At 62.0% G+C, this 13,530-nt stretch carries 10 protein-coding genes; 3 read left to right on the forward strand and 7 right to left on the reverse strand.

What is annotated here, in order from left to right; translation table 11 throughout:
* Nucleotides 1–17 precede the first annotated feature (17 nt).
* Genes QGV54_RS08225 through QGV54_RS08235 form a run of 3 tightly spaced genes read left to right on the forward strand, consistent with a single transcriptional unit; the run spans nt 18 to nt 4,148 of the window.
* Complete coding sequence (locus tag QGV54_RS08225; RefSeq protein WP_281017331.1) at nt 18–3,188, forward strand: efflux RND transporter permease subunit; 3,171 nt, start codon at nt 18–20, stop codon at nt 3,186–3,188.
* Between the two features lie 43 nt (nt 3,189–3,231).
* A complete protein-coding gene (locus QGV54_RS08230) occupies nt 3,232–3,783 on the forward strand; it encodes a histidine phosphatase family protein (RefSeq protein ID WP_281017330.1) in 552 nt (183 codons plus the stop codon).
* A complete protein-coding gene (locus tag QGV54_RS08235; RefSeq protein WP_281017329.1) occupies nt 3,783–4,148 on the forward strand; it encodes a VOC family protein in 366 nt (121 codons plus the stop codon). The genes QGV54_RS08230 and QGV54_RS08235 overlap by 1 nt, the downstream gene beginning before the upstream one ends.
* A 9-nt stretch (nt 4,149–4,157) precedes the next feature.
* Here QGV54_RS08235 and QGV54_RS08240 read toward each other — a convergent pair whose 3' ends face one another.
* The 7 genes from QGV54_RS08240 to QGV54_RS08270 form a co-directional block, all read right to left on the reverse strand.
* Nucleotides 4,158–4,952 carry an ABC transporter ATP-binding protein gene (locus QGV54_RS08240; protein ID WP_281017328.1) on the reverse strand — a complete coding sequence of 265 codons (795 nt, stop codon included), beginning with the start codon at nt 4,950–4,952 and terminating at the stop codon, nt 4,158–4,160.
* 72 nt (nt 4,953–5,024) lie between these two features.
* Nucleotides 5,025–6,263 (reverse strand): ABC transporter substrate-binding protein, encoded by a 1,239-nt coding sequence (locus QGV54_RS08245; RefSeq protein WP_281017327.1) that lies wholly within the window; start codon nt 6,261–6,263, stop codon nt 5,025–5,027.
* Between the two features lie 57 nt (nt 6,264–6,320).
* Nucleotides 6,321–7,391: a branched-chain amino acid ABC transporter permease gene (locus tag QGV54_RS08250; RefSeq protein WP_281017326.1), complete on the reverse strand. Its 1,071-nt coding sequence runs from the start codon at nt 7,389–7,391 to the stop codon at nt 6,321–6,323.
* 4 nt (nt 7,392–7,395) lie between these two features.
* On the reverse strand, nt 7,396–8,331 hold the full coding sequence (locus tag QGV54_RS08255) for a branched-chain amino acid ABC transporter permease (protein WP_281017325.1): 936 nt from the start codon (nt 8,329–8,331) through the stop codon (nt 7,396–7,398).
* Nucleotides 8,332–8,344: 13 nt separating this feature from the next.
* Nucleotides 8,345–10,246: an AMP-binding protein gene (locus tag QGV54_RS08260; RefSeq protein WP_281017324.1), complete on the reverse strand. Its 1,902-nt coding sequence runs from the start codon at nt 10,244–10,246 to the stop codon at nt 8,345–8,347.
* Nucleotides 10,247–10,257: 11 nt separating this feature from the next.
* Nucleotides 10,258–11,046 (reverse strand): ABC transporter ATP-binding protein, encoded by a 789-nt coding sequence (locus QGV54_RS08265; protein ID WP_281019877.1) that lies wholly within the window; start codon nt 11,044–11,046, stop codon nt 10,258–10,260.
* A 111-nt stretch (nt 11,047–11,157) separates the two neighbouring features.
* Nucleotides 11,158–13,503 (reverse strand): PAS-domain containing protein, encoded by a 2,346-nt coding sequence (locus QGV54_RS08270; protein WP_281020131.1) that lies wholly within the window; start codon nt 13,501–13,503, stop codon nt 11,158–11,160.
* Nucleotides 13,504–13,530: the final 27 nt, after the last annotated feature.

Here is a 13,530-nt window from a genome sequence, read left to right on the forward strand (position 1 = left end):
CAGGCAGGGAGTTCGGCATGGTCCTCTCGGACGTTGCAATCAAGCGACCGGTCTTCGCGACGGTGCTCAGCCTGGTGCTGATGATCTTCGGCATCTTTGCCTATCAGGGCATGACGATCCGCGAATATCCCGACATCGATCCGCCGATTGTCTCCATCAACACCGTCTGGCGTGGCGCATCGCCGGAGATCATCGAATCCCAGATCACCCAGGTTCTGGAGGATGAGGTCGCCGGCATCGGCGGTGTGCAGAAGATCAGCTCCACCAGCCAGGAAGGCTCCTCATCCATCTCGGTGGAATTCAATCTCAGCCGTGACATCGATGCGGCGGCAAATGACGTGCGTGACCGCGTCAGCCGCGCCATCAACCGCCTGCCGGACGAGGCTGATCCGCCGCGTGTCGCCAAGACCGAAGCCGACGCCCGCGCCATGATGTGGCTGGTGCTGACCAGTGACCGGCTCAACGCGCTGGAACTGACGGACTATGCCGAACGCCAGATCATGGACCGGTTCAGCGTCGTGGACGGTGTTGCCCGCGTGCGCACTGGCGGCGGCAAGCGCTACGCCATGCGCATCTGGCTGCGAAAGGGTGAACTGGCCGCGCGTGGGCTGACGGTGAGTGATGTCGAGAACGCGCTGAGACAGCAGAACATCGAACTGCCATCGGGGCGCATCGAGTCCGTCGAGCGCGAGTTTGCGGTGAAATCACGTACGGCACTGCGCAGCGTCGAGGAGTTCCGCAATATCGTCGTGGCCGACCGGAACGACTATTTCATCCGCCTGAGCGAGATCGCCGACGTCGAACTGGGGCCGGAGGATGAACGGACCAAGTTCCGCGCCAATGGCCGGACTGCCATCGGCATCGGGATCATCCGGCAATCGAAATCGAACACGCTGGCCGTCGCGGAGGGAGTCCGCGAGGAACTCAGGAACGTGACGCCGGGACTGCCGGTCGGCATGGAACTGGTCGTGTCCTTCGACCAGGCCGTCTTCGTCGAGGAGTCGATACGGGAGGTCTATCGCGCGCTGGGGATCGCCATGGCGCTGGTGGTGCTGGTCATCTTCGTGTTCCTGCGATCCATATGGGCGACGCTGATACCGGCGCTCGCCATTCCGGTCTCGATCCTCTCCGCCTTCATTGTCCTCGGTTCCCTCGACTATTCGATCAACGTCCTGACCATGCTGGCACTGGTTCTGGCCATCGGACTGGTGGTGGATGACGCGATTGTCGTGCTGGAGAACATTCACAGACGGATCGAGAATGGCGAGCCGCCATTGCTCGCCGCGACGCGGGGCGCGCGCCAGATTGCCTTCGCGGTCATCGCCACGACCGTCGTTCTGGTCGCCGTCTTCGTGCCGATCTCCTTCCTTGAAGGCAACGTCGGCCGATTGTTCCGCGAATTCGGCATTGCCGTGGCAACGGCTGTCATCTTCTCCAGCTTTGTCGCCCTGACGCTGACACCGATGCTCTGTTCGAAACTGCTGCGGCCCAGCAGCAACGCAGGGCCATTGGGACGCGCCACCGAAGGTGTCTTCAAGAGCATGTCCAGCGGGTACGGCTGGGTGCTGCGTCGTGCGCTGTCGGTTCCGCTGGTGATCGTTGCACTGGCTGTCGCCGTTTCCGCGCTTGCCTATCTGCTGCTGCTGGCGCTGCCCAACGAGCTTGCCCCGCGGGAGGACCGTGGAATCATCTTCGTTTCCGTCTCTGCGCCGGAGGGCAGCAGTCTGGAGTATACCGACCGCTATACGCAGGAGGTCGAGGACGCGCTGCAGCCCTACGTCGACAGCGGGCAGGCCGACCGTACGCTGATCATTCTCGCCCCCGGTTTCGGCGGCCGTCCCGGCGACGTGAATTCCGCCTTCGGGATCGTGCGGCTGAAGGACTGGTCGGAGCGGACGATCACGCAGGGGCAGGTGATTGGCCAGGTGTTCCCGAAGATGCTCAGCATCCCAGGGATCAAGGCATTCGCGTTTGGCCGTCCACCGCTGGGCCAGCGGTTCTCCCAGACGCCGGTGCAGGTCGTGATCGGTGGTCCTAGCTACGAGGAACTTGATGCCTGGGCGGAGCTGCTGCTGGCGGAAGCGCGAAAGAACCCCGGGCTGCGCAATCCGGACAAGGACTTCGACCAGACCGTCCCGGAACTCAGCGTTGCCATCAACCGGGACCGTGCCGCCGCCCTTGGCGTGCAGGTGGACGAGATCGGGCGGACGCTGGAGACCATGCTGGGCGAGCGCCGGGTCACCAATCTGGAACGTGGCGGCAAGCAGTACCCGGTGATCCTGCGTGCGCAGCAGAGCGACCGCGCCACGCCGGAAGACCTGCGCAACATGTATGTGAAGTCCGCCACGACGGGTGAACTGATTCCGCTCTCCAACCTCGTCACCATGTCGGAAGGGGCGACGGCGGGAAGCCTGAAACGCACCGACCGGCTGCGGTCGATCACCATCACGGCGGCGCTGGCCGAAGGGTACACGCTGGGCGATGCGCTGACGTACCTGGAAGATGCGGCACGCCGGACCCTGCCTGGCGACGCCCGCATCACCTTCGCCGGCGAGAGTCAGGAGTTCCGGTCATCGACCGGCGCGCTCTACTTCACCTTCGCCATGGCGCTGGTGATCGTCTTCCTGGCCCTGGCCGCGCAGTTCGAGAGTTTCGTGCATCCGTTCGTGATCCTGACCGCCGTGCCACTGGCGGTGACGGGTGCCCTCGGCGCGCTGATCATCGCCGGGCTTTCGATCAACGTCTACAGCCAGATCGGCATTGTCATGCTGATCGGACTGACGGCGAAGAACGCGATCCTGATCGTCGAGTTCGCCAACCAGTTGCGTGACGAGGGCAAGTCCGTGACGGATGCCGTGCTGGAGGCCGCGATCATTCGCCTGCGGCCCATCCTGATGACGACGATCTCCACCGCACTCGGTGCCTTGCCTCTGGCCATGGCGACCGGGGCAGGGGCCGAAACGCGGGAGGTTCTGGGGATCGTGATCATCGGCGGTATTGGGTTCTCCACGATCCTGTCGCTGTTCGTGGTACCGGTGTTCTACATGCTGCTGGCGCGTTTCACGAAGCCCGCGGGTCATATCGAGCGCCGCCTGCGCCGGATGGAGTCGGATCATCATGACTCCGAGAAGGCGGCGGTCACGGACGGCAAGCCTTCGGCCACCGAGCCTGCGCCTGCAGGCGACTGAATGACGGGTTAATGACCGGCGCCCGTGGGAGGGGCAGGGAACGATGACGAAGATCTATCTGGTGCGACATGGCAAGGCTGCGGCGGCATTCGACGAGGATCATGATCCGCCGCTGGACAAGGCCGGCATCCGCCAGGCGCTTGCCATGGCTGACACGCTGGGACCGCTCGGCCCCCTGCCGATGGTGACCAGCCCGATGCGCCGGACGCGGGAAACCATTTCCGCGCTGGAGGCCGTGTGGGGATCCCCGGCACGGATCGAGCCGCGCGTGACGGAAGTGCCGTCCCCGACCGAGGATCTTGGCGCCCGTCGGCAGTGGCTGACCGGTATCATGGCGGGTCGCTGGTCCGATACGGATGCATTGCATCTGGCCGGCTGGCGCGCGGACCTGCTGAAGGCGATCGAGGAGATCGAGACTGATACGGTGATCAGCAGCCATTTCGTCGCCATCAACACAATTGTCGGTCTGCTGACGGACGATGACCGCGTCACGATCTTCCGCCCCGACAATTGCTCGATAACACGCATTGAGCGTCAGGACGGGAAGCTGGTCGTGGCGGAGATGGGCAGGGAAGTCGAGACCGAGGTGCTCTGATGCGGCTGGACCACGTCAACGTGCGCTGCCGAGACCTGGAGGGCATGCGCCGGTTCTTCGAGACGGTCGTCGGACTGCAGGTGGGCGCGCGGCCGGACTTCGATTTTCCGGGCTACTGGCTCTACGGTTCGGAACCGGGGGAGGCCATCGTGCATCTGGTCGGCGTGACGGACGACGGCGGGGAGAATGTTCCGGGACCGGTCGACCATTTCGCCTTTCGCGGCGGCGACCACGCGACACAGATCTCGGCCATCAAGGCAGCGGGATTGCGATACCGGGAGAATGACGTGCCGGGACTGCCGATCCGGCAGGTCTTCGTGCGCGGGCCTGAGGCCGTGACGGTGGAACTGCAGTTTCCCGCCTGAAGGCCGGGATCAGCCGAGCCAGCGCTTGCGGCGACGATAGTGCTTCACATCGCGGAACGACTTCCTGTCGCCGCCTTCGCCGATGCCGAGGTAGAACTCCTGGATGTCGGAGTTGGCCAGCAGTTCCTTGGCCGGACCCTCCATCACGATGGAGCCGTTTTCCATGACATAGCCGTGGTCGGCGATGGACAGCGCCAGATTGGCGTTCTGTTCCACCAGCAGAATGGTGACACCGGCTTCCTTGCGCATCCGCTGGATGATGCCGAAGATCTCCTCGATGATCATCGGGGCGAGGCCGAGAGACGGCTCATCCAGCATGATCATCTTCGGGTTGGACATCAGGGCACGTCCGATGGCCAGCATCTGTTGCTCACCACCCGACAGGTACCCGGCCTGACCGGTACGGCGTTCCTTCAGGCGCGGGAAGAAGGTGTAGACCTGATCGATCATGTCGCGGACGGTCTTCATGTCGGAGACGATATGCGCCCCGGCGAGCAGATTGTCCTCGATGCTCAGATGAGTGAAGACGCGGCGGCCTTCGAAAACCTGGACAACGCCCTTCTTCACGGTCTCGTGCGGCGCCAGCTTGTCGATGCGTTCGCCGTTGAATTCGATGGAACCGCGCGTGACCTGGCCGCGTTCCGGCTTCAGAAGCCCGGAAATGGACTTCAGCGTTGTGGTCTTGCCCGCGCCGTTTGCCCCCAGGATCGTCGTGATCGACTGCGGCTTGACGTCGATCGAGATGCCTTTCAGCACCAGAACGACATTGTTGTAGATCACTTCAATATTATTGATCGCGAGCATTTTCGCCTCTTTGGAAAAGGTATCAAGCGCCGGGCTGCCGCAAGGACAGCCCGGCAATAGATCAGGCCAGGATCAGTTCTTCATCTTGGCCGATTCTTCCTTGATGAGTTCGAAGACGACATCGCGATAGCCCTTGAACCATTCGGTAGCAGGCTCGAACCCGGTCTTCGTCACCTTGAAGACGCGGACCCAGCCACCACCTTCATGGTCACCGCCACCAAGGTTCAGCGGCGGAAGCAGACCGCCCAGCGAGAAGTCCTTGATGGCGTGGAAGCCATCACGGACCTGCGTACCGGTCACGTCGGCCTTGCCGCCATTTGCCGCAACGGCGTTGCGGAGCGCTTCGACATGCAGGGCGCTGATCAGCAGACCACGGTTGTAGAACACGGTCGATGACATGCTCTCGCGGGCTTCCTTGCCCTGGGCCTTGAGCATCGCCTTGATGTCGCGGCGCACCTGGAAGTCGTCACCGACACCGGCGAACTGCAGACCGGCATAGCCCTCTGCAGCTTCGAAACCGCCGGCGGCGGCAACGTCGGCTTCAGAGGCGCCCCAGACGAAGGACACGACCTTCTCGAGCGGGAAGCCTGCACGCTTCAGCGCGTTGATCTGCACGGAAGGCGCGCGACCGAACAGGTGGCTGATGACGAAGTCTGCCCGGAAACGGCGGGCGATGTCACGGGCCTGGTTGTCCATCTCGATACCCGGCGCGGGGACCGGGAATTCGTTCAGGGTGTAGCCTTCCAGTTCGGAGAGCTTGCGCAGCACCGGAAGGCCTTCACGACCTGCTGGATTGTCATAGAACAGGTAGGCGATCTTCTTGCCCTTCAGGCCACCCATCTGCTGCTTGGCATATTCTACCGCGGCGCCTGCCTGCGACCAGTAACTGGCTGCTGCCGGGAACAGGTAGGGGAAGGCGTTGCCATCAGCCGCCAGAGCGGTGCCGAAGCCGGGGGTCGTCGCCGGGATCTTGTCCTTCTGCAGGTCAGCGGTCAGCGCCTGTGTGATCGGGGTGCCGAACAGGCCGACCAGAACAGCGCCTTCCGACTTGAAGCGCTGATAGCCTTCAACCGCCGGCGGTACCTTGTACTGATTGTCGACTTCGACGAGGCGGATCGTATGACCGTTGATTCCACCCTGGGAATTGATCAGGTCGATGTAATCCTGCGCGCCGTCACCGACGGGGTTGCCGACATTGGCTGTGGGGCCGGTGCGGTCCGTCATCTGGCCGATGACGATCTCCCCGGCGTGGGCCGCGGTCATGGCGGCAAGGCCACCTGCCACGGCTATGGATGCCAGTATGCGTTTCATTCTTGGTTCCTCCCTTGGGATCATGCCCCGTCGTTCTTGCGGGGGCTTGGCGACAGTCTAGTACGAAAACGGCCAGACACGGAAATAACTCCGGATGTTCAGCCACAGCCGGTTCAGGCCCTCTGGTTCAACAACCAGGAAGAACATGATCAGTCCGCCGAACACGACCAGCCGCATGTGGGACTTGATGCCCGAAAGGGCACCGGCGTCCTCGATCAGGTAAGGACCGACTGCGGTCATGAACAGATCGATGGCGATCGGAAGCAGGGTCACGAAGGTGGCCCCGAAGATGGCGCCCAGGACCGACCCCATGCCGCCGATGATGACCATGGCGAGGTAATCGATCGAGACGACAAGGGGGAAGAACTCGTTGTTCGCCACCCCCGAGTAGTAGGTATAGAGCACCCCTGCGACACCGGCATAGAATGAAGATATGGCAAAGGCCATCAGCTTGTAGCGGCGAACGTCGATGCCGAGAATCTCGGCAGCGATGTCCTGGTCACGGATGGCGATGAAGGCCCGGCCGATGCGACTACGTGCAATGTTCAGTGCGATGACGATGGCAAGGACCGCCGTGACCAGAATGAACATGTAGAGTTCCCGCTGCGTATCCAGGACGATGCCGAAGACACTCGGCCGGGGGACCTGGATGGATGCCTGGAAACCGCCCGAGATGGCGGGCGTATGCACGATGATCCAGTCGATGATGAACTGCGCCGCCAGGGTGGAAATGGCGAGATACAGCCCCTTGATGCGCACCGATGGGAAGCCGACGATGATGCCGATTGCAGCGGCCATCAGACCGCCGGCGGGCAGGGTAATCCAGAACGGCAGGTCGAACCGGGTTGCCAGGTTCGCCGCCGTATAGGCCCCGACCGACATGAAGGCGGCATGGCCGATGGAGATCTGACCGGTCAGGCCGACCAGGATGTTCAGGCCCAGCGCGCCGACGATGGCAATGCCGACCAGGTTCAGGATCGTCAGGTAGTAGCTGCTGACCAGCAGCGGGGCCACGACGAAGAAGAGGATGGCGAAGCCAGCCACTGTGAACCTGGCGATCGGCAGCGGGTAAAGCGCCGAGTCGCTGGCGTAGGTCGTCTTGTAGTATCCACTTTCGCGATGAAACACGGCTTCAGACCCTTTCGATATGGACTTTGCCGAACAGGCCGTAGGGCTTGAAGAACAGCACCACGATCATCAGCAGATAGGGAAGGAAGTCCTTGGTTCCGCCACCCTCGAAGGGGAAGAACTCGCGGAACCAGGGCTGGGTCATTGCCGGGTCGATATAAGTGCCGCCCCAGGCTTCGATGATGCCGACGATGATGCCGCCGACGATAGCGCCGATGATGCTCTCGAGGCCGCCCAGGATAACCACCGGGAACACCTTCAGGCCAACCACGGCGAGGGTATTGTCGACGCCGATGGCGCTGCCCCAGAGCAGACCGCCGAGCACGGCAACGACGCCGGCCATGGACCAGGCCAGCACGAAGTAGCGCTCGACATTGATCCCCATGGCCATGGAGACCTGGTGGTTGTCGGCCACCGCGCGCAGTGCAACGCCCTTGCGTGACTTCATGAAGAAGATCGAGAACGCCCCGAAGAAGGTCAGTGCCACGGCACCGCCGACCACGTTGATCGGGGTCAGGTAGATCTGGCCGACGATGATTGGATCATTGGGAATGCCGAGGTCCAGCGCGCGGGTCGTGGCCCCGAAGATCATCGGGAACAGCCCCTCCAGAAATGCCGCGAGACCGATGGTCGCCATGATGATCGCGACCACGGGCCGCCCGATCATCGGGCGGAGCACGATCCGCTCCAGCATCACGTTGAACAGGATCATGAAGACAAGCGCGATGATCGCACCCAGGACGATGGGAACCCCGTAGTCGGCGGAGAGTGCCGCGACCATGACGCCGGAGATCATGACAAACTGGCCCTGGGCGAAGTTGATGGCGTCAGTAGACTTGTAGATCAGCACGAAACCCAGTGCGATCAGGGCGTACATCAGCCCGATCAGGGCCCCGTTGATCGTCGTTTCCACGAAGTACCAGACGGCGAACATATCCATCTCGAATTCCCCCTCAGGCCGCTTCCAGAATGGTCAGGCGCGTATCCAGCATCGACTTGCGCCCGTCCTCGAACGTCACTTCGGTGGCCAGCTCGACCTCCTTGCCCCCGTTGTAGAAGGCGTCGATGACCGGCGCGTACTTCTCGGCAATGAAGCCGCGGCGCAGCTTGCGTGTCCGTGTCACCTCCGCATCGTCTGCATCCAGATCCTTCGCAAGCAGCAGGAAGCGCTTGATTCGGCTTACTTCCGGCAACGAAGGATTGATCCGCTTGATCTCCTCCGTGATCAGGTCGCGGACTTCCTGCTTGTGCGTCAGATCCATGTAGTTGGTGTAGGCAAGACCCAGCTTCTCGGCCCAGTTGCCCACCGTGTTCATGTCGATCGCGATCATGGCGCAGACATATGGCTTCTCGTGTCCGAAGGAGACGGCCTCCGAGATGTAGGGGCTGAACTTCAGCTTGTTCTCGACGAACTGTGGTGCGAAGGGCGAGCCATCGACCAGCTTGCCCACGTCCTTCGCGCGGTCGATGATCGTCAGCTCTCCGGAGCTTTCCAGAATGCCCGCGTCACCGGTGCGGAACCAGCCGTCCTCCGTGATGGCTTCCCGGCTGGCTTCCTCGTTCTTGTAGTAGCCCTGGAAGACACCGGCACTCTTGATCAGAACCTCGCCATTGTCGGCGATCTTCACGTCGATGCCGGCGCAGGGTGTGCCGACATGGTCCGGGGATGCCTGCTTGTCCGACTGCAGGGTCACCAGGCCGGAAACCTCGGTCGAGCCATAGACCTGCTTCAGGTTGATGCCCATGGCGCGGAAGAAACGGAACGAGTCCGGTCCCAGCGGTGCACCGCCGACATAGACCCAGCGGGCCCTGCGGAAGGCATACTGGTCGCGGATCGGGCCGTAGACCAGGATCTCGCCGATGGCGCGCTTCAGCTTCATGCCAAGGGAGATCGGCAGGCCCTCGGCCTTCCTGTTCTCGATATCAACGGCGACATCGCGGAAGGTATTGAAGACCCAGCGCTTCAGGCCGGAGGCATCATTGGCCTTCACCTGGATCTCGGACAGGACCATCTCCAGGCTGCGGGGCGCCGCCACGAACCCGGTCGCGCCGAGTTCACGGCCGTCCCGGCGGAACGTCTCCGGGCCTTCGGGGCAGTTGCAGGCACAGCCGGACATCAGGCTGACCGTGGTGCTGTACATGGCTTCACCGACCCAGGCGAGGGGCAGGTAGGAGAACATGTCGTCGCTCTCCCGCACATCCTCGTTGGCCAGGAAGGTCCGCGCCGTCTCCACCATGTTGGCGTGCGAGAGCATGACACCCTTGGGATTGCCGGTGGTGCCGGAGGTGTAGACCATGAACGCGATGTCGGTCGGCTTCACCGCGGCAACCGCCGTCTCGAATGCCGCCGGATTGGCCCGCCCGTACTCGACACCTTCGGCCTGTACGGCCTCGAAGCTCATGACGGTCGGATCATCGGCCAGTTCCGACATGCCGCGCGAGTCGTCATAGACCAGATATTCGAGCCCGGTCAGGCCGTCGCGCAGGGACAGGATCTTGTCCACCTGCTCCTGATCCTCGGCCACGATCACCTTCACTTCGGCATTGTTGAGCACGAACTTCAGTTCGGTCGCGATGGCGTCCTGATAGACGGGAACCGCCGTGCCGCCGAGGCAGATGGCAGCCATCTCGGCCCAGTAGAGGCGTGGGCGATTGTTGCCGGCGACACAGAGCTTGTCGCCGGGGCCAAAGCCGAGCTTTGCCAGGCCCATGGCGAAATCACGGACGTTCCCGGCATAGTCGGCCCAGGTATAGGTGCGCCAGATGCCAAGATCCTTCTCGCGGATCGCGGGCTTCGTCGGTCGGGTACGCTCATTCTCAAGCAGCAGCGCGCCGAGGGTATCTGCATTGGTCATTCCAAAACCCCCTAGTGTGATGTGCCGAGATAGGCCTGGATTACGGCAGGATCGGCCTGAATCTCTGTCGGCGTGCCTTCCGCGATCTTCGTGCCCTGGTCGAGCACGGCGATACGGGTCGAGATATCCATCACGACCCCCATGTCATGTTCGATGAGGATGATGGTCGTGCCCAGTTCCTCGTTCACGTCGAGGACATAGCGGGCCATGTCTTCCTTTTCCTCGGAATTCATGCCGGCCATCGGCTCGTCCAGCAGCAGCAGGTCCGGTTCCAGCGCGAGCGCGCGACCGAGTTCAACGCGCTTCTGGTAACCGTAGGCGAGGGCGCCGGTCGATTGCTTGCGCAGGTCGTTCAGTTTCAGGAAATCGATGATCTCCTCGCACCGGGCACGGTGACGGATCTCCTCCCGCTGGTTCGGTCCCCAGTAAAGACAGGCCTTCAGCAGGTTGGACTTCATGTGAATGTGTCGGCCCAGCATCAGGTTCTCCAGCACATTCATGCCGGCGAACAGTGCGATGTTCTGGAATGTGCGCGCGATCCCGCGTTCGGCCCTTTCGTTGGGCCGGAGCGCCGTGATGTCTTCGCCCTGGAAGACAATCGATCCGGTATCGGGGGTGTAGAAACCACTGATCATGTTGACCAGAGATGTCTTCCCCGCACCATTGGGTCCGATGATGGAAAAGATACTGCCCTTGGGTATGTCGACGGAAACATTGTCCACCGCCCGCACACCACCAAAGTATTTCGACACGCCGTTGACGCTGAGCGTCACCTCCCCGGCTGTCGATGCTGCTGGCATCGCCACTCAAGGCCTCCCCGTGTAAATAGCTTTTTCTTATTCTTGGAACAGGACTATACCAGTGGGTATTCCAAATAGCCAAGTGTGCTTTTCAGCTTTCATTACGGGCAATTAGAGCTTGCAGATGCGCGCGGCAGGCAACCAGAGAACCGCAGTCGTGCCGACGCCCGGCACGCTCTCCAGACGCAACGTGCCGCCGTGCAACTGAGCCAGGGAACGCGAGAGTGACAGACCGAGTCCTGTTCCCTCGAACCGGCGCGAGAGCCCGGTTTCACCCTGCACGAATGGCTCGAACACCCGTTCCTGCTGATCGCTGGCGACCCCGATGCCGGTGTCGGCGACAGTGAGTTCCAGGCCATCGGGTACAAGCCTGATGTCGATCGTGATCTGCCCGCCTGGCTGCGTGAACTTGATGGCGTTGGACAGAAGGTTGATGAAGATCTGCTTGATCAGGCGACTGTCAGCCATGACTTCGGGCACATCGCGCTCGGCGGCCAGATTGACGATCGTCAGGCCATCGCTGCCGTCTCGGGTGCGTGCGATCCGCAATGCCGAATCGAGCAGAAGGGGCAGGTCGACTTCCTGCTCGCGCAGTTCCAGATGTCCCGATTCCGCCTTCGACAGGTCCAGGATGTCATTGATCACCGACAGCAGATGCGTGCCGCTGTGGTGGATGTCGCTGATGTACTCGGCGTACTGCTTGTTCCCGATGTTCCCGTACATCTCGTCACGCATGATCTCCGAGAATCCGATAATGGCATTCAGCGGGGTACGCAGTTCATGGCTCATGTTGGCCAGAAACTCGGACTTTGCCCGGTTCGCCATCTCAGCCTGTTCCTTGGCCATGTGCAGGGCCCGTTCTGCCTGCCGACGTTCGGTCACGTCCCGGATCACGACCTGGGCCATGGGCTGGCCCTCGAAGGGTACGATGGAGCTTTCGATCTCCATCTCGAACGATTCCCCGTCGAGCCGTCGGCACTTGAAGATCATTCCGCCGCGCGCGGAGCCAACGCCTTCGGCGAGCATCTGCCTGGAACGCTCCTTTAGTTTCGGAAGGTCGCGTGGCGCAACCAGCTGACTGACTTCCTGGAAAAGCAGGTGTTCCCGGCTGCGGGCGCGGAACATGCTGACGGCCGAGGCATTGGCGTAGCGGATCTGACCCCTGTGATGCACCAGGATCGCGTCGGGGCTGCGTTCGACAAGGTGGCGGTAACGTTCCTCCCGTTCCCGCAGCGTCTCGTTCATGCGCTGCCATGGGGTCATGTCGTTGACCGAGAACAGCAGACCGCCGTCGGGCAGGGGATCGCTGCTGATTTCCAGGTGAATGCCGTCGGGTCGTGTCCGCTGGTAGCGGAAAGCCACGCCGCTTCGCGACATCTGATAGCGACGTTCCATTTCCGGGAGCACCTGACCATAGGCGGGGTCTGAGCGAAAATGGTCGAGGATGTCGGCAATGGTCCGGCGCACCGCGAAGAATTCGGATGGCAGGCCCATCAATTCGACAAAGCGCTGATTGACGTTCGACACGACGAAGTCGGCGTCGCCGACACAGACACCGTTGTGCAGTTTCTCGAAGACGGAGGTGAGCATCTTCGACTGACGCTGCCGTTCAAGTTCGCGATGCTTGCGCGCGGAAATGTCGGTGTAGACACCCACAATGCCCGCGCCGCTGATCTCGTTCTCGGAGATCCGGTACCAGCGTCCGTCCCTGAACGCCACTTCGCCTTCGTATCGGCCCCTGCGGTGCCCCTTGTGACGCTCTTCCATGTTGTAGGTCGCGCCGGATGCCGAAGTATCGATCTCGCCGCTTTCGATCAGCCAGCCGATCCAGTCCTTGAAGGAAATGCCGATTCGCAGCTTTTCCTCATTCGGGTCGAAGGCCTGCTGGAACACCTTGTTGTACATGCGGATGCAGTCGTCACTGCCGTAGAGCACGAATCCCTCATTGATGGATTCAAGCGCGCCTTCCAGAAGACCTTCCGCGTCGCGCGCCCGCCCGCGATCGACGACCCCTTGCGTGATGTCGCTGCCGGTACCCCGATATCCCAGAAAGGAGCCGTCGTCCCCGAATACGGGCCGACCACTGATCTGGAACCAGCGAAATTCACGGGGCGTCTCTCCCCCATAGACATAGTCACTGAAGGTACGGTGTGCGGCCAGATCGGCCAGATGGGCCAGGAACTCCGGTGCGTTCGGATCGCTGGCCATCTCGGCGCGGGTATTGCCGAGGAACAGGTCGACATCGATACCTGTCAGGTCCTGAAAACGCTTGGAAATGAAAATGAACCTGTGCGCCGCGTCGGTTTCCCAGAACCAGTCCTTGGCGATCTCGAGAAAATCCGCCATGCGACGCTCAGGCGTGAAGGCCTGCTGGCCGTTGCCATCAGGCCGCCGTGGTGGCGTATTGGCGTTCATTTCCCCCGACGCGGCGACATTGCTCCAGCGCCTTTCATCCATTCAAACGTTCCGGCTGCAACATGCGGC

This window comes from Minwuia sp. IMCC3060 (genome assembly GCF_029909435.1).
Lineage (GTDB): Bacteria > Pseudomonadota > Alphaproteobacteria > Minwuiales > Minwuiaceae > Minwuia.